This window comes from Mesorhizobium sp. B2-3-4, assembly GCF_006442315.1.
In the GTDB taxonomy this organism is placed as follows: Bacteria; Pseudomonadota; Alphaproteobacteria; order Rhizobiales; family Rhizobiaceae; genus Mesorhizobium.
The window spans coordinates 378,992-397,994 of record NZ_VFVY01000001.1 but is presented as its reverse complement, the minus strand read 5'-3'; the positions used below and the strand labels follow the sequence as shown (position 1 = coordinate 397,994).

General features: G+C 61.9%; 17 protein-coding genes. 6 read left to right on the top strand and 11 right to left on the bottom strand.

The features are described 5' to 3' along the window. Entirely contained in the window at nt 1-762 is a 762-nt protein-coding gene (locus tag FJ967_RS02250; protein WP_140730080.1) for an MBL fold metallo-hydrolase, read from the top strand. Nucleotides 763-770: 8 nt separating this feature from the next. Here the strand turns inward: FJ967_RS02250 and FJ967_RS02245 are convergent, their stop codons facing one another. The 4 genes from FJ967_RS02245 to FJ967_RS02230 form a co-directional block, all read right to left on the bottom strand. Continuing rightward, the gene (locus FJ967_RS02245; RefSeq protein WP_140730079.1) at nt 771-1,466 is read right to left on the bottom strand and encodes a TetR/AcrR family transcriptional regulator; all 696 of its coding nucleotides are present in this window, start codon (nt 1,464-1,466) and stop codon (nt 771-773) included. A 28-nt stretch (nt 1,467-1,494) separates the two neighbouring features. Continuing rightward, the gene (locus FJ967_RS02240; RefSeq protein WP_140730078.1) at nt 1,495-2,922 is read right to left on the bottom strand and encodes an amidase; all 1,428 of its coding nucleotides are present in this window, start codon (nt 2,920-2,922) and stop codon (nt 1,495-1,497) included. A gap of 96 nt (nt 2,923-3,018) precedes the next feature. Further along, the gene (locus FJ967_RS02235) at nt 3,019-4,053 is read right to left on the bottom strand and encodes an extracellular solute-binding protein (protein ID WP_140730077.1); all 1,035 of its coding nucleotides are present in this window, start codon (nt 4,051-4,053) and stop codon (nt 3,019-3,021) included. A 556-nt stretch (nt 4,054-4,609) separates the two neighbouring features. Beyond that, nucleotides 4,610-5,533 (bottom strand): hypothetical protein, encoded by a 924-nt coding sequence (locus FJ967_RS02230; protein ID WP_140730076.1) that lies wholly within the window; start codon nt 5,531-5,533, stop codon nt 4,610-4,612. Nucleotides 5,534-5,805: 272 nt separating this feature from the next. Between FJ967_RS02230 and FJ967_RS02225 the strand changes: the two genes are divergently transcribed. After that, complete coding sequence (locus FJ967_RS02225; RefSeq protein ID WP_140730075.1) at nt 5,806-6,690, top strand: hypothetical protein; 885 nt, start codon at nt 5,806-5,808, stop codon at nt 6,688-6,690. 16 nt (nt 6,691-6,706) lie between these two features. Then, entirely contained in the window at nt 6,707-7,891 is a 1,185-nt protein-coding gene (gene glf, locus FJ967_RS02220) for a UDP-galactopyranose mutase (protein WP_140730074.1), read from the top strand. Nucleotides 7,892-7,920: 29 nt separating this feature from the next. On the opposite strand, the gene FJ967_RS02215 is transcribed toward glf, so the two are convergent. Then, nucleotides 7,921-8,892: an NAD-dependent epimerase/dehydratase family protein gene (locus FJ967_RS02215; RefSeq protein WP_140730073.1), complete on the bottom strand. Its 972-nt coding sequence runs from the start codon at nt 8,890-8,892 to the stop codon at nt 7,921-7,923. Nucleotides 8,893-9,125: 233 nt separating this feature from the next. Here FJ967_RS02215 and FJ967_RS33270 point away from each other — a divergent pair, with 233 nt between their 5' ends. The 3 genes from FJ967_RS33270 to FJ967_RS02200 all read left to right on the top strand — a co-directional run bounded on the left by FJ967_RS33270 (nt 9,126) and on the right by FJ967_RS02200 (nt 12,203). After that, nucleotides 9,126-9,338 carry a hypothetical protein gene (locus tag FJ967_RS33270; RefSeq protein ID WP_181175640.1) on the top strand — a complete coding sequence of 71 codons (213 nt, stop codon included), beginning with the start codon at nt 9,126-9,128 and terminating at the stop codon, nt 9,336-9,338. A 318-nt stretch (nt 9,339-9,656) separates the two neighbouring features. Next, a complete protein-coding gene (locus tag FJ967_RS02205) occupies nt 9,657-10,430 on the top strand; it encodes an NAD kinase (RefSeq protein ID WP_140730071.1) in 774 nt (257 codons plus the stop codon). A 192-nt stretch (nt 10,431-10,622) separates the two neighbouring features. Then, nucleotides 10,623-12,203, top strand: coding sequence for a DEAD/DEAH box helicase (locus FJ967_RS02200; protein ID WP_181175639.1), 1,581 nt, complete (start codon nt 10,623-10,625; stop codon nt 12,201-12,203). Nucleotides 12,204-12,344: 141 nt separating this feature from the next. On the opposite strand, the gene FJ967_RS02195 is transcribed toward FJ967_RS02200, so the two are convergent. From FJ967_RS02195 to FJ967_RS02170, 6 genes are all read right to left on the bottom strand, one after another. Beyond that, entirely contained in the window at nt 12,345-12,950 is a 606-nt protein-coding gene (locus FJ967_RS02195) for a hypothetical protein (RefSeq protein ID WP_140730070.1), read from the bottom strand. Between the two features lie 240 nt (nt 12,951-13,190). After that, nucleotides 13,191-13,841 (bottom strand): OmpA family protein, encoded by a 651-nt coding sequence (locus tag FJ967_RS02190; RefSeq protein WP_140730069.1) that lies wholly within the window; start codon nt 13,839-13,841, stop codon nt 13,191-13,193. A 141-nt stretch (nt 13,842-13,982) separates the two neighbouring features. Continuing rightward, a complete protein-coding gene (locus FJ967_RS02185) occupies nt 13,983-14,351 on the bottom strand; it encodes a GFA family protein (protein ID WP_140730341.1) in 369 nt (122 codons plus the stop codon). Nucleotides 14,352-14,458: 107 nt separating this feature from the next. After that, nucleotides 14,459-14,836 (bottom strand): hypothetical protein, encoded by a 378-nt coding sequence (locus FJ967_RS02180; RefSeq protein ID WP_140730068.1) that lies wholly within the window; start codon nt 14,834-14,836, stop codon nt 14,459-14,461. A 305-nt stretch (nt 14,837-15,141) separates the two neighbouring features. Next, nucleotides 15,142-16,273, bottom strand: a protein-coding gene (gene prfB / locus FJ967_RS02175) for a peptide chain release factor 2 (protein ID WP_140730067.1) whose coding sequence is annotated in 2 segments (ribosomal slippage) — nt 15,142-16,206 and nt 16,208-16,273 — 1,131 coding nt in all. Because the reading frame shifts where the segments join, the coding sequence is not laid out codon by codon here. Between the two features lie 123 nt (nt 16,274-16,396). Continuing rightward, nucleotides 16,397-18,853 carry a penicillin-binding protein 1A gene (locus FJ967_RS02170; RefSeq protein WP_140730066.1) on the bottom strand — a complete coding sequence of 819 codons (2,457 nt, stop codon included), beginning with the start codon at nt 18,851-18,853 and terminating at the stop codon, nt 16,397-16,399. Nucleotides 18,854-19,003: the final 150 nt, after the last annotated feature.

Below are 19,003 nucleotides of genomic sequence, written 5' to 3'. Positions count from 1 at the left end.
ATGGACACCCTCGCGGTCATCGACGCTCCCGGTTGGTACGAAACCATCCGCATGGCCGACGGCATCACGCTGATCCACGAGCCGTGGATAAAACCGTTCTTCCGCTGCAATATGTGGCATGTGCGCGGACGCGACCGGGACCTCCTGTTCGACACCGGCCTCGGTCATTTCAGCCTGCGCACGCATGTGCCGCTGGTGAGCGAGCGCAAGCTGACCTGCGTCGCCAGCCACACGCATTTCGACCATATCGGCTGCCACCATGAGTTTCCCGACCGCTGCGTGCATTCGGCTGAAGCGGCAATCCTGGCCGACCCGCGCAACGAATGGACTGCCGCCGGCACCTATGCGACCGAAGAGATGTTCGACGGTAGGCCGCGTGGCTGGGACACCGCACGCTACCGCATCCAGCCCGCGCCGGCCGACCGCCTGCTCGCGCAAGGCGATATCATCGATCTCGGCGATCGCGCCTTCGAGGTGGTCCATACGCCCGGCCATTCGCCCGGCGGCATCGCCCTTTACGAGAAGGGGACCGGCATCCTGCTGTCCGGCGACGTCATCTATGACGGTCCGCTGATCGACGACGTCTACCACTCGGATATTCCCGACTACATGGCGACGCTGCTTGCCATGCGCGACCTCGCCGTCTCGATCGTCCATGGCGGCCATTTCCCGAGCTTCGGCAAGGTACGCTACCGCCAGCTGATCGACGAATATCTCGAACGGAAGCGGCAGGCAGGCTGCCATTTGCGGCAGCGCCCCTGAGGGCTGAGTTACGGCATCAAGTCGAAATGCCGCGGAAAAGCCTGGTGCAGCAGGAGCAGCATGGTCTTGCGCACCACGTCGGTGCCGCGGCCGGACGGATTGAGATGATCCCAGTACCATGCGCCATGAACGAGGTAGTTCAGGCTCTCCGACAGCGTGTCTATGTCGACGCCGGCATAGCCGCCACTGCGCGAAATCTCGACCAGGAATCCGCGCGCTTCGGCGGTGTAGGCGAGATCGCTGGGCAGGCCGATTTCATTGTAGATCTGCATGCTTTTGCGATCGCTGGAGAAGGCGACAAAGACCGACACCCATTTCGGATGCTGCCTTGCAAAATCCTGCGCGCAGCCGACCGCGCCCAGAACCCGTTGCACAGGTGACAGGCCGGGCGCCCGCACCCGCGTCAGCCAGAGCGCGTCATACTGATCGCTGAGAAATTGCAGGACGGCCCGGAACAGGTTTTCCTTGCTGCGGAAATGAAAGACCACCAGCGCGTTGGACGAGCCGACATGCTCGGCGATGCGCTGCATGGTGACGCTGGCCAGCCCCTCCTCCGCGATCAGCTCGATGGTGGCGTCGATGATGCGCTGGACGCTCGCTTCGCCACGCTCGCGCCGGCGATCCCTGGGCGCGGCGTCGTTTGCCGACGTCCTGCCCTTGGCCGTGGCGACAGCGCGTTTTGGCGTGGCTTTGCGTTCCACCATTTTCAACAATTTCCCTTGCACCGCCAGATCAAAGCGAGGGGCGTGTCGCAGCGCTTGTGTACCATTGCCCTTGCGCCGTTTCATAGGCCATCGCCGCCCGGAACACATCGGCGTCGCAATAGGTTCGGCCAACGATCTGGAAGCCGGTCGGCACACCGCTCGCCGCCCGGCCAGAGGGCATGGAGAGCACCGGGCAGCGGCTCATCATGTTGAACGGCGTCGTCATAACCCAGCCCAGCGAGGGGTTCACTTGCCTGCCATTGATCTCGACGCTTCCCGTGGTCTGGTCGAACTCCGCCGGCACCGAAGGAAGCGCGTTGGTCGGGCAGATCAGAACGTCATAGGTTTCCAGCAACGGACCCAGCGTCTGATACATCCGGGCGGCTACATCCAGGGTCGCGACGAAGTCGGTCGCCTTCGATTTCTGCCCATCCTCGGCAAACCGCCTGGCGTAGCTGGTCATCTCGCTGCCATGCTCGGCAAGCAGTTGCGACAGCGAAGCACCGAAAAGATGCTCCAGATAGGCCATTCCGGCCTTGAGCACCTTGTCGTCCCAGCCAAGATCGACCTCCTCTACCGTCGCGCCCAGCGAGCGGAACACATCGCAGGCCGCAAGCGTGTTGGCGCGGACGTCGGCATCGACCTCGAAGGAGCCGAGATCCATCGAGAACGCGATCTTCCAGCCCTTGATCGGCTTGTATTCGAGCGGCAGGCGCAGCTTGGGGCGAAGCGTGGCGATGTCGAGCGGGCTTGGCCCCGCCATGACGTTCTGCAGCAGGATCGCATCGCCAACGTTGCGCGCCAGCGGCCCGGTATGGCAGTAAAAATCGAGATTGAAGGGCGGCTCGTCCGGATTGCGGCCATAGGGCGGCTTGAAGCCGACGAGGCCGCATGCCGATGCCGGAATGCGGATCGACCCGGCAATGTCGGAGCCGGTGGCGATCGACGATGTGCCGGAAGCCAGCGTTGCGGCGGCACCGCCCGAGGATCCCCCAGGTGTGAAGTCCCGGTTCCATGGGTTACGCGTGACGCCCCAGCGCTTCGACCAGGTATAGCCGGCGCAACTGAACTCGGGCGTCGCCGTGCGGGCATGGACGATGCCGCCGGCCTTGATGATGCGCTCGTTCATGGTCGAGGTGTGACCGCCTATGGCGTCCCTGGACAAGAGCGAGCCGTGCGACGTCGGCTTGCCCTTGATGTAACTCTCGTCCTTGATGCCGATCGGCAACCCCTCGAGCGCGCCGGTCCTGGCGCCCTTGGCGTATTTCGCCTCGGCCTTGGCGGCGAGCTTCATCGCCTCTTCGAAATGCGTGAAGGTGAAGCAGTTGATTGCCGATTTCGTGGCCTCGGCCCGGCTGATGGTCGCCCGCATCAGTTCGACGGGCGAGAGTTTCTTCGCCTTGAACAACCGCAGCGCCTCGCTGGCCGGCATGTAGCAAAGGTCGAGATCGGACATCGGAAATCTCCCGCGATCACGCGATCGCACTTGGCATGAAGGGGTGACCGGACCGCATGGCGGCCCGGCGGCTTTCTGTCGCGTTCGGCGGCGGCGCTACTTCTGGAGGTCGGTCCAGATCTTGGTGTAGAGGGCCTGCACATCCGCTGGACAGGCCGGCATGAACTGGCCCTTGGCGGCGAACTCGGCCGGAATGTTCACTTCCGGCGCGTTCTTCATGTCCGCTGGCATGAACGCCTCCGAACCCTTGATGCCGTTGGCGTAGCGCGCGAAAGCAGAGATCATCGCGGCGTTCTGCGGGTCCATGATGAAGTTCTGGAAGAGCTTGGCATTCTCGACGTTCTTGGCATCCTTGAGAACCGCGACATTGTCCATCCAGATCGGAAAGCCCTCCTTGGGATAGCCGTAGACGATCTTGTCGTTCTCAAGCCGCTCGCGCAGCGATATGCCGTTCCAGTTGACCCCGGCGGCAATGTCGCCACGGCCCAGGCCGTCGACGGCGGCATAGTCGAGCGAGAGCCATTTCGCCTTCGCCTCGACCAGCTTGTCATGGACTTTCTTCAGCACCTGCATGTCGTTGGTGCAGTACTGGCCGCCTTCAAAGGCGATGGCGAGGAACAGGATGTCGCCCATTTCGGGAACGACGTTGATCTTGCCGACGAGCTCGGCCGGCGGGTCGAGGAAGAGCGCCGACGTGTTCGGGTCCCCGGCATAGACCGACTTGTTCACCGAAATGCCCGTTGTGCCCCACTGCCAGGGAACGGTGTATTTGCGGCCCGGATCGAAGGGAACGTCGACCCATCTGGGATCGACATTCTTGAAATTCTCCATTTTGTTGGGATCGGTTTCGAGCAGCAGGCCTTCGCTGATCCAGATCGGCACCACGCTGGCGGAAGGCACCACAATGTCGTAGCCGGACGCGCCCTGGCGGACCTTGGCCAGCGCGGTGTCGTTGGAATCGTAGTCCGTGACCGTGACCTTGATCTTGTAGGTCTCCTCGAACTTCTTGATGAGCTCGGGACTGGTGTAGTTGCCCCAGTTGTAGATGTTGAGTTCGCCATCGGCGCGGGCGATGCCTGTTGCGGCGAGCAACGACAGCCCGAAGGCGGCCGCGGTCAGTTTCCAGTTCATGCGAGTTGCTCCCATTGTTGGGACCGGAGGCGTCGTCTCAGGTCCATTCCTGCTGATGAAAAGAAAGCCGTATCCGCCGACCGCAACCTCGGGATCGCCCGGAGCCATCGGCGCACAGCACCTCGACGCACCGGAACTTGCCGGATGACCGTCAGGATATTCCCCTTTGTTTCGTGACCATTCACCGGCGCATGCCAGCTGGCCAACTCTGTTTCCGTCGAAATCAATAATTATAACTAAACATACAGTCAATATCTTTTTTGGAGTGCGATTGAGGTCGCATGATCCGCGATGCCGCCGATGCGTGTGAATGCCAGGCCGGGTTCCAGTCGGGATCAGGCGCCTCTATCGACCGCCGCGCAGCCGTTTTCGGGCATAGCGATACCGACACTCTATCCGAGGACGACCGGTCTATCCGGCGACGTGCCGCGGCGGGGGCGTAAACGCATCTACGAGACTGGCGATCGGACCTCCCTCGCCTATGCTTTCCGCGGCAACGCCAACTTCAACAACTGAGCGGCAGGCTCGCGACAATGGCGGGGCCTGCGCTGGTGCGTCACTCGGAAATGGTGGCCGGAAGCGAGATCGTATAGCTTGGCGGCGCCATCCCCCTGCGGCGTCTCCTCCATTGCCTCAGCCGCTCTTTCAAGCGGACGGGAGGTTTTTCGTAGACAGGGGGAGCCAGGCCGGCGAGTTCATAGTAGCGGTCGAGAATGTTAGTACGGAGCAATTCACGCTCCTGCGTATAGAAGCTGAAATGCGCAGCGATCAGGTCGCCAAAAATCTTTCCCGGCCGGTCCAGCTTTGCCGGCAGCGTCGCCGACAACCATTCTTCCTCGTCGCCGCGCGGCTGAAAGCGCTCTCCCAGGCTGACAATGTCCGAACCGAAAAAGCCGATGGCGTTGATCGAAAAGCGTGACAGCCTGATCTCCCGGTCCGGCACGCGAAAGTCTTCAAGCCGATCGGTGCGGACAGCTTCGATGAACACCGGATGAAGCGCCTGCGGGAAGCTCGCATATGCCCAGGAGAATTCGCATGACGCCTGGCAGGTAAGCGGGCCATCCACCAGAACCCTGGAGAGCTGCTTGATCAGCGAATTGCAGATCGCATTGTTGATGATCAGTGGAGCGTACCAGATTGGCGATCCCCTTTCCGCCATGACCCTTGTCATGAATTTTCGAAAGAAGCCGTCTTCGACAAAAATCACATCATCGTCGAGGCGCAGGTAGAAAGCCCCAGGATCGTCGCAAAAACGATAGAAATCGCCGATGACGTTGATGCCACCATCCGCATGGGAAAGCCGCTTGATCCTGCACCGCGGATCGGAGGCCGCCAACCGCTGCAAATAGGCGCGGTCCGCCTCGTTGCGACAATTGTCCCAGAGGTGCCACTCATGAACATCGGGACTTTTCAGAACATGATGGGCAAGCAGGCAAAGGTATTTCTCACGACCGGCCGGGGTGACAACGATCAGTTTCATCGCATTCCTGGTTCCAGAAACGTCAGTGAATCTTGATTACCAGAACGGTCTTACGGGCAATAGCCCTGCGGATGGCGGGCTTCCTCCTGGTTGGATTCGTGTCAAAACACGGCGAGTCGCCATGACGTCTGGATTAAATGTCGGCAGGACTTCATGCCTGGGCAACGCCAGCAGATCTTCGCTCTGTCAGGACCCTTCGCATTCAACTTGCTTTCGTGTAGTGGCTCGCCTCTGGGTCCCGGACCAAAGGCATGAATGTCGGAAACAGAACTTTGACGAACACCGCCCGCCGCGATCTCGTGATAGTCAGAGCCGGCGACAACTCTCTCCATCATGGATGGGGGGCGGCCGATCCCAATTGCCAATTTGATTTGATCGTCAGTTACTTTGGAAGCGATCCGCTGGCGTTCCGGCTACCGCATGAAAACCGGGTCGACTACCAAGGCGGTAAATGGGATGGCATCCATGCTCTGCTGAGCCAACAACCTGAACTCCTTGATCGCTATCGGTATATCTGGTTTCCAGACGATGATCTGGAGGCCGACAGGGCGACCATCGAGGCGATGTTTGCCAACATGCGCCGGCTCGACCTCCATATTGGCCAGCCGGCACTTACGCTGGACAGCTATTACAGCCACCTGCCGTTCCTGCGCTGTAAGAGTTTCGAGTTTCGCATCGTGGACAGGATCGAAATCATGGCCCCCTGCCTGAGAGCCGACGTCGCGGTCAAGATGCTGCCGATGTTCAAGGACTCCATGAGCGGTTTTGGCCTGGACTCCTTGTGGACCAGGCTTGCCAAGGAAAACCGCGGAACATCGGCCGTATTCGACGCCTTGCCTGTGCGCCACACGCGGCCAGTTGGGGCTCACCTGGCGACTGCAATGCTCAAATCAGGCAGAACGCCTGACAACGAACATCGCGAACTGGCGTCGCAATATGGATTCGGCGAGTTCTTTCCATTGTCGTATGAAGCCGTCGATCGCAAAGGCAGGCGCTGGCGATCGAAACCCATGATCGGTCTGCGCATGGTGGCCGACTATCTCTTGGACAGGAAAGCCTTTCGCCAGGCGAATCGACTGATGGAATTGCTATGGCGCCTTCTGCGCAGGCAATACTCCAAGTCCGTCGACCTGTCCCAAATCATTCTCAAGCCCTAGGGATCTGGAACCGCGAATGGACCCGAACCTGATGGCCAAGGCCGATATCCTCATTGTCGGTGCTGGCTTTTACGGGGCGACGCTCGCCGAGCGCATTGCCACCCGGCTTGGCCGGCGCGTGCTGGTGATCGACCGGCGCCGGCACATTGGCGGCAATGCCTATTCCGAACGGGATCCAGTCACCGGTGTCGAGATCCATCGCTACGGCCCGCACCTGTTCCATACCTCCAACGAGGAGGTGTGGAACTATCTGCGCGGCTTCACCGGTTTCACCGGCTATCGCCATCGCGCCTTCTCGACCTATCGCGACAAGGTCTATCCGCTGCCAATCAACCTTGCCACGATCTGCCAGTTCTTCGGCAAGCGGCTGAGCCCCGACGAGGCGCGCGCCATGATCGCCCTGCAGGCGGCGGAACTCGGCGACCGCCAACCGGCCAATCTCGAGGAGAAGGCGATCTCGCTCGTCGGCCGCCCTCTCTACGAGGCCTTCATCAAGGGCTACACCGCCAAGCAATGGCAGACGGACCCGCGCGAACTGCCGGCGCAGATCATTGCGCGCCTACCCGTTCGCTACACGTTCGAGGATGGGTATTTCAACGACCGCTTCCAGGGCCAGCCCGTGGACGGCTACACGGCAATCTTCGAAAAGATGCTCGCGCACGAGCTCATCGAAACACGGCTCGGCGTCGACTTCTTCGATATCAAGCCACTGCTGCGCAAAGACCTGCCGGTGGTCTACACCGGTCCGATCGACCGCTATTTCGACTATGGCGAGGGCGAACTCGGCTGGCGAACCATCGATATCGATCTGGAGGTCATGGAAGCGCCGGACCATCAGGGTACGGCGATCATGAACTATGCCGACGAAGCCGTGCCCTATACCCGCGTGGTCGAATTCCGGCATTTCAACCCGGAACGCCAGCACAAGAGCGACAAGACGCTGATCGGCCGCGAATATTCCCGTTTCGCCGGCCGTGCCGACGAACCCTATTATCCGATCGACACCCGCAAGGACCAGGCGGTCTATCGCCGCTATCTCGAGCGGGCGGCCACGGAGAAAAACCTGCATCTCGGGGGCCGGTTGGGCACCTACCGCTACCTCGACATGCACCAGGCGATCGGCTCGGCCCTCAAGGCCTTCGAAACAGTGTTCGAGCCCCATTTCGCCGGCCGGCTCGAGTCCGTTTCACGTTCGGCATGACGGATGACCGAAGCCGTAAACTCCGGGGCTCAGGCGGTCACCGCCGATTTGCCGGCGGCGGCAATCTGTTGCCTGAACCATTCGAGAGTGCGCCGGATCCCCTCCTGGTAGCCGGTCGTCGCTTCCCATCCGGGCAGAACCCGCCTCGCCAGGGTCAGGTCCGGACACCGGTTCGTCGGATCCTGCGGGACAGGCGCATGGTGTTCGATACGGCTCCCGGGAACCAGCGAGCAGACGAATCTGGCAATATCGAGAACCGAAATCTCGCTGTTATTGCCGATGTTCAGGGGGCCGCGGTGCGAGATTCCGTCACGCCAGAAGAAGCGCTCCAACCCATCGACGATATCGTCGACATATCCCCAACTGCGCGACTGGGAACCGTCGCCGTAAACGGTGAGAACACCCGTCGTCAGCGCCTGGCTGACGAAATTCGAAACGGCGCGACCGTCATCGATGCGCGTCCTCGGCCCATAGGTGTTGAACAGCCTGACGACGCGGACATCGAGCCCGCTGACGCGCTGTTCTTCGAAGAGAAGCGCCTCGGTGCAGCGCTTGCTCTCGTCATAAGACGCCCGTGGCCCGGTGCAGTCGACGGCCCCCCGGTAGCTCTCGGGCTGCGGCGACACCACGGGATCGCCATAGACTTCCGAGGTCGAGGCGAAGCAGAAACGGCCGCCGGGCTTAAGCAGTGATAGAAGATTGAGCGCACCGCCTATGTTGGCTTTGATCGTGCGGGCCGGCTCGCGCATGTACCATACGGGCGACGCCGGTGACGCCAGATGGATGATCTCGTCAAAATGTCCGCCTGCCCTGAAGCTCTCGGCATCGCCAACATGCAGGCTGAAGCGTGGGTCCGAGACATGGGCGATGTTGTCGCGCAATCCGGTCCACAGATTGTCGACGACAACAAGCGCTTCCAGGTCGTCGCGCCGCAGCAAGCGGTCGACAAGATGTGAGCCGATGAAGCCGCAGCCCCCGGAAACCAAAACGCTGCGCGGCATGCACCCACCACTCCAGAACTCGGCCGGTCAACGCGGCGTATGGCTCGTTCCCCGGCGACGAGGAACAGAATCCGATTTCAGATCCGAAGCCTTTCTATCAGTGGTCTTATCGATCCCGCAATCGCAGGGCTCAAACTTGTCTTGCGCCAACGCGACCGGCCGTCTCGCGATCAATGGCAACGACCTGCCGAGCTTTGCAATACTTGGCTGGCGCGAACGGAGACTGTATTTAGGTGACCTACAGCGCTCTCTGCGGGCAAGGCATTCCGGCCGCATCGCCACAGCGTGACGCGGTCGGCACCGGTCTGGCACTCATTTCCTCCGACTGGCGCACCAGTTCGGCGAAGACAAGCGCGAAACTTCCCAACATGACAAAGACGATGATCAGGCGTGCTACCGGCAATATGTCGGCCTCGTCTGGCTGGCACATGTTCCCTACGGTCTGAACTCGCGGAATCATGCACGCAAATCTGAAATGCCGCAGCCTCGTTGCATCCCGAAGGAAAAGGCGGTGCTGCGGGTGCCCCACGCCACCCATGCCGGCTAACATGATCGATCGGGCTTTACGAGAGCTTAAGCACCGTCTTAACCATCACATTCGCGCGCGCCATGACATCAACCGCGACCGGCCATGCGGACGGGGCCGCAGCATCGTCTTTTGACCGCCGGCAGAGGCTCTCTTTGCAGACCTGCCCGGCCCATGCTAACCCGGCGCTGGCGCGACCGGAACCTGCCGACGCCAACCGTGTCGCGATCGGGGAGCCATGAGCACAGCCGCCAACAGCATCGCCTTCGTCTCGTCCGACACAGCAGACGCCAAGGCGGCGCTGGAGAGCCTGTCGGCCCGCTATGGCCAGTGCTCGGTCGCCGATGCGACTGTCGTGGTGGCGCTGGGGGGCGACGGTTTTCTGCTGCAGACCTTGCGTGACACCATGGGCACGGGAAAGAAAGTCTACGGCATGAACCGTGGCACCATCGGCTTCCTGATGAACGAATACCGCTCCGGAGGTCTCACCGAACGCATCGCGGCCGCTGTCGCCGAAACGATCCGCCCGCTCGAGATGCTGGCAACGACCTCGGATGGCGAGCATGTCACGGCGCTGGCGATCAACGAGGTTGCGCTGTGGCGCCAGTCCTATCAAACGGCCAAGATCCGCATCAGCGTCGACGAACAGATCCGGCTCGAGGAACTGAGCTGCGATGGCGTCATGATCGCGACGCCGGCCGGATCGACCGCCTACAATCTTTCCGCGCACGGCCCGATCCTGCCGCTCGACGCGCCGCTTCTGGCGCTCACGCCGGTCAGCCCGTTTCGACCGCGTCGCTGGCGCGGCGCATTGCTCTCCAACAAGGCGACCGTGCGGTTCGACATTCTGGAGCCGGAAAAGCGGCCGGTAAACACCGCCGCCGACCACACGGAGGTCAAGGCGGTGACCTCGGTCACGGTGCGGGAATCGCCGACGGCGACCGCGACTTTGCTGTTCGATCCCAATCACTCCTGGAACGAACGCATCCTGGCCGAACAGTTCCGTTACTGAACCGGCACGGAGACAAGCGGCCGGATTAAGCATTGCGATTAAGGTTACAACTTCACAATCGCACCAATCCCGCCCGTTTCTGTTGACAAATCGCGGACTTGCGCCTAATCGCAATGCCAATCTTGCAGGCGCGTGGCGCTTGCCGCGACGAACAGCGTTGCGCTCCCCCGAACCAGCCAAAGACAACAACACTTGTCCTCAGACACCACGATCGCTCCAGAAGCGTTGACCTTTTCAGACCTTGGCCTGTCGGCGAAGGTGCTTTCCGCAGTCACCGATGCCGGCTACACGCAGCCGACCCCGATCCAGGCCGGTGCGATCCCGCATGCCTTGCTCGGCAAGGACGTGCTGGGCATCGCCCAGACCGGCACCGGCAAGACCGCGTCCTTCGTGCTGCCGATGCTGACCCGGCTCGAAAAGGGCCGGGCGCGTGCCCGCATGCCGCGCACGCTGATCCTGGAGCCGACGCGTGAGTTGGCCGCGCAGGTCGAGGAAAACTTCGTCAAATACGGCAAGAACCACAAGCTCAACATCGCGCTTTTGATCGGCGGCGTGTCGTTCGATGAGCAGGACAAGAAGCTGGAGCGCGGCGCCGACGTGCTGATCGCGACGCCGGGCCGCCTGCTCGACCACCGCGAGCGCGGCAAGTTGCTGCTCAACGGCGTCGAGATTCTCGTCATCGACGAGGCCGACCGCATGCTCGACATGGGTTTCATTCCCGATATCGAGCGCATCTGCGAGATGATTCCATTTACCCGCCAGACGCTTTTCTTCTCGGCCACCATGCCGCCGGAGATCACCAAGCTGACGGAGAAATTCCTGCATGCGCCGGTGCGGGTCGAGGTTTCCAAGGCGGCCTCCACCGCCACCAGCATCACCCAGCGGCTGGTGAAATCAGGCTCGAAGCCTTGGGACAAGCGCGAGACGCTGCGCAACCTGATGCGGGCCGAGGACGCCGAGCTGAAGAACGCGATCATCTTCTGCAACCGCAAGATCGAGGTTTCGGAGCTGTTCCGCTCGCTGCTGAAGTATGATTTCGACGCCGGCGCGCTGCATGGCGACATGGATCAGCGCGCGCGCATGCAGATGCTGGCAAATTTCCGCGACGGCAAGCTTCGTTATCTCGTCGCCTCGGACGTGGCCGCGCGCGGCCTCGACATTCCCGATGTTAGCCACGTCTTCAACTACGACGTGCCGATCCACGCCGAGGACTATGTCCACCGCATCGGCCGGACCGGCCGCGCCGGACGCTCGGGCAAGTCCTTCACCATCGCGACCAAATCCGACACCAAGTATATCGATGCCATCGAGCGGTTGATCGGCACCAAGATCGAGTGGCACGATGGCGACCTGTCGACAGTGGTCGCAAGCGAAGGCGAGGACGATGCGCCGCGCCGCGGCAAGGGTGCACCGCGCCGCGCCGGCCGCAAGGACGAGGACCGCAGGGGCGACCGCAAGAAGGGCGGCGAACGACGCGGCAGACACGCCGAGGACGATGCCTCCACCGCGGTGGCGCAGTTGCAGGAACAGCCGGATACGGTTGAGACGGCGCCCGCCGATATCGGCGAGCGGCGCGCGCGCAAGGAAGCCATCCGCTCGGAAAACACCGAGCGCAAGGCCGAGCGCAACGAGAACCGTACGCCGGAACGTGGCGACACGAGGCCGCAGCGCGACGGCAACCGCCCTGCCCGGCACCGCCAGGAAGACAACGACGGCACCGTGGGCTTCGGCGACGACATGCCGGCCTTCATGCGCATCGTCGCCAAGGTCTGATTCCACCTATCGCGGGCAAGCCGGCCACCGGCTTGCGACCTGGCGCACAGAATTCCGTGAAAAATATAAGTGAAGCCGCGTGTCGACAAGGCACTGGAGGGGTTCAGCGGTTCCGTTGAACGCTGCCCGCTCCAGGGTCCGCTACATCGGCCCGGGCATCATCTTGGTCGGTTTCTCCAGCATCGGAAACTCGGCCTTGTTGCATTTCACCTTCGGATTCGTCGGACTGAACATGCCGTTCGGGTTGTCCTCGAGCCAGGCGTGGAGATCGTAGTGGACGAACTCCCTGGGAATAAGCGGATAGTGGCCCTCCATCGGACCCATGAAGGTCTGGCCAAACAGCTTCGGCGGCGCCTTGATGTCCGGGGTTAGCGGCACCAACCATTCCACGCCGACCAGCTTCAGGCCCTTTTTGGTGGGCTCGTAGATCAGGACGTTGGGCTTCATCGGGTCGAGTTTCTGGCCGACGCTCGGGACGTTGACGAAATGGATGCCCATGGCGCCCTTCGGATAGTCCATGGAGCCGGGTATCTTTTCGCCGCTGTAGTAAACGCAGCCAACTGTCGACAGATAGAGATCGCGGACGGCGGCGGTGTAGTCCTGATATTTGACAAGCGATTTCTTCAACGCCTCGATATCGGCCTTGTTGGCGTCCTCGGCCAGAGCCGTGGTGGCGCCCCACAATGTCCCTATGATGCCCGTCAAGGCGAGGACGCCACAGCGCCCAAGGCTGGCTGTTCTTGTCATGCATTCCTCCCAGATATTCTGATCTGGCCGTGCAAGACCGAGGCGGAAAACACAGATAGCGCGGCCGTTCGTACCGCCTCATCCCCTCTGGAACAGCAACAATGGTATTCCTTTCCACAACCGCGGGAAAGCTATTATTTAGCGATAGCTAATTTTATAAATTGAACTGAGCAGCGTGTTGCCGGCCCAAACAAAAACGGCCCCCGATGGGGCCGTTTTCGCATTGCCTTGCCGACCAGATCAGGTGAGCGGCGAAAGCTGGATCTCGACGCGCCGGTTCTGCTCGCGGCCGGCAGCCGTCGCGTTGGAAGCGATCGGACGGGTCTTGCCGAAACCGGTGACGGCGAAACGGCGCTGATCTACGCCCTGGCCGGAGAGATAGTTGGCGACCGCCAACGCACGGCGCTGCGACAGATCGAAATTGTGCTGGTCGCCACCGGTCGAATCGGTGTGGCCGAAGACGTCGACCGTGGTCTGCTTGAACTTCTTGAGCACCAGCGCGACGGAATTCAGCACCGGATAGAAGCCGGGCTTCACCGCATCCTGATCGATGTTGAAGGTGATGTCGGACGGCATGTTGAGGATAATCTGGTCGCCGCTGCGCGTGACGCTGACGCCGGTGCCCTGAAGCTGGCGGCGCAGTTCCGCCTCGTTCTGGTCCATCGTGGCGCCGATGGCGCCACCGGCCAGCGCGCCGATGCCGGCGCCGATCAGCGCGTTGCGGCGGTCATTGCCGCCGGCAAGCAGACCAAGGCTGGCACCCGCCAGAGCGCCAAGGCCGGCACCCGCGGCCGTGTTGGAAATCTTCTGGTCGCCCGTATACGGATCGGTGGTGGTGCACGCGGTCACGAGCAAAGCCGTCGCCATGACGACGAGCACGGTCTTCTTCATAGATGGTCCCTCTCCAAGTCGCGCCTTTTCGCGGCGCCAAATCAGCCCTTGGTTCGACTTGTACCATGAATTGCGGCAAAAAGCGGAACGGGAAAAGTGCCCGGCGCGGCTTTTCCCTGAAGCCGATCGCGCCTCGACAGACTACCAGAGATTCTTGCCGTCGATCACCACCACTTCGACCTTGTCGAGATCGAAATCATCGAACAGCCGCGAGTTGACGCTGATCTTCGGGTTGTCGAAATCCGGCTCTCCGGTCGACCAGTCCGGCGTCTCGGTGAAGGTGCCGCAGCCGCAGTTGGCGCAGAACCCGTGTTTCACGGTCTTCGAGCCCCACTGGTAGAAGGAGACGTTCTTCAGCGGCGTGACGAGCTTGAACTGCGACGGGATGTAATAAGCCCAGAGCGAACCGCGCTTCGAGCAGAACGAACAGGTGCATTGCGTCACCGTCTGCGGTGCCTCCGAAACCTCGAACATCGTCGCCTTGCAGTGGCAGCTTCCCTTGATGGTCATGAACATCGCCTCTCCATTGTCCGCCGCCCAAGCGGCAAGGCACCATAAAGAAGCGATCCTGACAACTGCCCGTCAGCAGGCACTACACCTGAACAGCGGGCAGCACCCTAATAGGACGATGGCGGCACGAACAGGCAGATGGTCTTGCCGGCATCGAGCCCGGCCTCATGCGCGCACCAATGGAACTCGCCGTCGGGCGAATCCTTGATCCGCCTGTCGCTGTAGGCCAGTACCTCCCCGGTGTCCTTGATGACATAGCCTTCCGGCCGCTCGCTGATGGAGGTTTGCGACACCTCGTGGCAGTCATAATTGGCGCAGCAGGCGAATGGATAGCTCCAGCCTTGCGGCTTGGCCGCGGTCGGTTTGGCGTCATGCGCCTGGGCTGGCGCCGACAGGGCCGCGATCACACAGGCGGCGCACAAGGGAAGCAGGAGTTGGCCAAGCAATGGAACGGCAATGGCCGGTCTGGAACTGGCGGCAAACATGGAAACGTTCCTTTCAGACGAGGTTCAAGCGTTTCGCTTGCCCGTTCCCGGAACGTGTCTTCCCAGCGGCCAAACCGTCAGCAGATATGCCGCGACCGGCCATAAATGCTTTTGTCTCCTCCGCCTGCGATGGTGAGCCGAAATATGAGTCGGCGCAAGAAATTGCTCAAGGCCGGGCCATTTGCCCGGCCTTCGCGGCCACGACTTGCTTTCGCGCAGAGCCCGGCCGGCGGCGACGATGGCCAAACGGGCCGAACCGAAGATTTGCCGACCCGCCGTCCGGGCCCGCATCGCTGAAGGCAGACTTAATCCAGGTCCGCCACCATTTCACCGGCGCCGCCCTCGATGCGCTGCGACAGCGAGGCTTCCATGAAGTCGTCGAGATCGCCGTCGAGAACGCTCGACGGGCTGGTGCTTTCGACGCCGGTGCGCAGATCCTTCACCAGCTGATAGGGCTGCAGCACGTAGGAACGGATCTGGTGACCCCAGCCGATGTCGCTCTTCGACGCCTCGGTGGCGTTGGCGACCGCTTCGCGCTTCTTCAGCTCTTCCTCGTAGAGCCGCGAGCGCAGCATTTCCCAGGCCTTCGCCCGGTTCTTGTGCTGCGAGCGCTCGGCCTGGCAGGCGACCGCGATGCCGGTGGCGATATGGGTGATGCGCACAGCCGAATCGGTGGTGTTGACGTGCTGGCCGCCCGAACCGGACGAACGATAGGTATCGATGCGGACATCGGATTCGGAGACGTCGATCTCGATCCTGTCGTCGACGACAGGATAGACCCAGACACTGGAGAACGACGTATGACGGCGCGCATTGCTGTCATAGGGCGAGATGCGCACCAGGCGATGAACGCCGGACTCGGTCTTCAGCCAGCCATAGGCATTGTGGCCCTTGATCAGCAAGGTGGCGGACTTGATGCCGGCCTCTTCGCCGTCGTGCACTTCCAGCACCTCGACCTTGAAACGGCGGCGCTCGGCCCAGCGCGTATACATGCGCAACAGCATCGAAGCCCAATCCTGGCTCTCGGTGCCGCCGGCGCCGGCATGGATTTCGAGATAGGTATCGTTGGCGTCGGCCTCGCCCGAGAGCAGCGTTTCGACCTGGCGGGCCTTGGCCTCGCCCTGCATCGAGCGGATCGCGGCCTCGGCTTCGGCGATGACGCCGTCGTCACCCTCCTCCTCGCCGAGCTCGATCAGGCCGATATTGTCTTCCAAAGCCTGGGTCAGGCCCTTGACCGCGGCGATGCCCTCTTCGAGACCCTGGCGTTCGCGCATCAGTTTCTGCGCTTCCAGCGGTTCGTTCCAGAGGCTGGCGTCCTCGGCCCGCACATTCAGGTATTCAAGCCGCTTTATGGCCTGATCCCAGTCAAAGATGCCTCCTCAGCAGGGTTATCGCCTGCCTGATCTCGTCGACAATATTCTGCGTTTCCGCGCGCATGGCCTGATATTTTGTCCTGTTGCTGAAGTGACGCTTCGGTCGGCGCGATACATAGGGACGGTGCCGCCATGTGTAAAGCGAAATGGGCCAGCCCGAGGCTGGCCCATTGGGCGTGTGACTTCGTCAGTAAAGGCCGCCGCCGCCGTCCTGGATGGCCTGGTTGGCCTGCGGCGACAGCGCGCCGCCGGAAGCGTTGGAGCCGTCGGCGCCCATGCCGATCACCCAGTAGCTGTCGGCGGGGCCGGTGCCCGGCTTGAAAGCTTCGATGATGGTGCCGGCATCGCCGGAATTGGCGCGCATGCCGGTCTTGCGGTTGATGGCGATCAGGTTCATGCCGTCCGGCACCTTGAAGTCGACATTGGGCGTGCCGTCCAGCGCCACGCGCATGAAGTCCTTGAAGATCGGGGCGGCAAGACCGCCGCCGGTGGCGCCATGGCCAAGACCGCGCGGCGTGTCGTAGCCCATGTAGAGCCCGACCACGAGGTTCGGCGTATAGCCGATGAACCAGGCATCCTTTTCATCGTTGGTGGTGCCCGTCTTGCCGGCGATGTGGCGACCAAGTTCGCCAATGGTGGCACCGGTACCGCGCTGGACGACACCTTCCATCATCGAGGTGATCTGATAGGCGGTCATCGGATCGAGCACCTGCTCGGAATTGTCGACCAGCTCCGGCTCCGGCTGGTTCTTCCATTCAGGCGCGTTGCAGCCTTCGCAGCCGCGCTCGTCCTGCTTGAACACCGTCTTGCCATAGCGGTCCTGGATACGGTCGATGAGCGACGGTTTGATCGACTTGCCGCCATTGGCCATGATCGAATAGGCCGAAACCATGCGCATGACCGTCGTCTCGCCGGAACCGAGCGCCATCGGCAGATAAGGCGCCAGATGATCATAGACGCCGAAGCGCTCGGCATATTCGACGACCAGCTTCATGCCCATGTCGTTGGCAAGCCGCACAGTCATCAGGTTGCGCGACTTCTCGATGCCGGAACGCAGCGTTGCCGGTCCGGCGACGGTGCCGTCATAGTTTTTCGGCGTCCAGGTGGTGTTGCCGCTCTGGATGGTGATCGGGCCGTCCATGATCACCGAGGCCGGCGTGTAGCCATTGTCAAGCGCGGCCGAGTAGACGATGGGTTTGAACGACGACCCCGGCTGGCGCATCGCCTGGGTGGCGCGATTGAATTCGGACTGCGCGTAAGAGAAGCCGCCGACCATGGCCAGAACGCGGCCCGTATGCGGATCCATGGCGATCAGGCCGCCCTCGACCTCGGGAACCTGGCGCAGGCTGTAGGCATTGTCGGAGCCTTCGTTCTTCTGCACGAAGATGACGTCGCCGGGCTTCAGCACTTCGGCCGGCGACTTGGCCTTGACCGTCTTGCCGTCGACCACATGGCGCATGGCAAAGCCCATGTCTTCCTTGCTGACGGTGCCCTCGACGCGTTCCTTGACGATGTCGCCCGAGGCCTGGCGCGCGGGCTGCAGGCCTATCGACAGGCCGGTCGCCGAACTGTCCAACACGACGGCCAGCGACCATTCCGGGACATCTTCCAGTCCCTTTACGGCGCCCAACGGCACGCCCCAGTCGGAGGACACGTCGATCGACGTTACCGGCCCGCGATAGCCGCGCAGCGTGTCGTATTTGATCAGGCCGTTCTGCATCGCCTTGCGGGCGATCAGCTGGATCTTCGGATCGAGCGTGGTGCGAACCGACAGGCCACCTTCGTAGAGCGCGTTCTCGCCGTAGCGGGCGATGATCTGGCGACGCACTTCCTCGGTGAAATACTCACCGGCGAAAAGGTAGGTGCCGGTACGGCGCGGCGTCACGCCGAGCGGCTCGGCCTTGGCCTTGTTGCCTTCCTCACGCGTGACGTAGCCGTTCTCGACCATCTGGTCGATGACCCAGTTGCGGCGCTCGATCGCACGGTCGGCATGCTTGAACGGGTGGTAGTTGTTGGGTCCCTTGGGCAGCGAGGCCAGATAAGCGGCCTCGGCCACGGTCAGCTCGTTCACCGACTTGTCGAAATAGGTCAATGCCGCGCCGGCGACGCCATAGGCGCCGAAACCGAAGAAGATTTCATTGAGGTAGAGTTCGAGGATACGGTCCTTGGGGTAGGCCTGCTCGATGCGGAAGGCCAGGATCATTTCCTTGATCTTGCGCTCGTAGGTCTGGTCCGCGGTCAACAGGAAGTTCTTGGCCACCTGCTGGGTGATCGTCGAGGCGCCGACCTGGCGCCTGCCCGAGCCAAGATTCTGGAAATTGACGATGATGGCGCGGCCAAGGCCGGTCACGTCGATGCCGGGATGGTTGTAGAAGTTCTTGTCCTCGGCGGACAGGAAAGCAGCCTTGACCCGGTCCGGGATGGCCTGGATCGGCAGGTACAGACGCCTTTCGCGCGCGTATTCGGCCATCAGCGACCCGTCAGAGGCATGGATGCGGGTGGTCACCGGCGGCTCGTACTTCGCCAGGACCTCATAGTCGGGCAGATCCTTCGACAGATGGCTGATGTAAATGGCAACACCCGCCGCGACCAGAAGGGCCAGCGTCGTACCGATGCCGAAGAAATAGCCAATGAGACGAATCATACCCGCTCCAGTCCTTGGTTCGGGAATTTCCTAAACGAAGCCGCCTTCCACGCAAGCTTTCGAACCGGTCCCAATCCGTAATCGAAAACCCATGTCGCGACCATGTGGACAAAATACGGCAAGGCCGCGTCTGGCGGCCGCAAGCCGGAA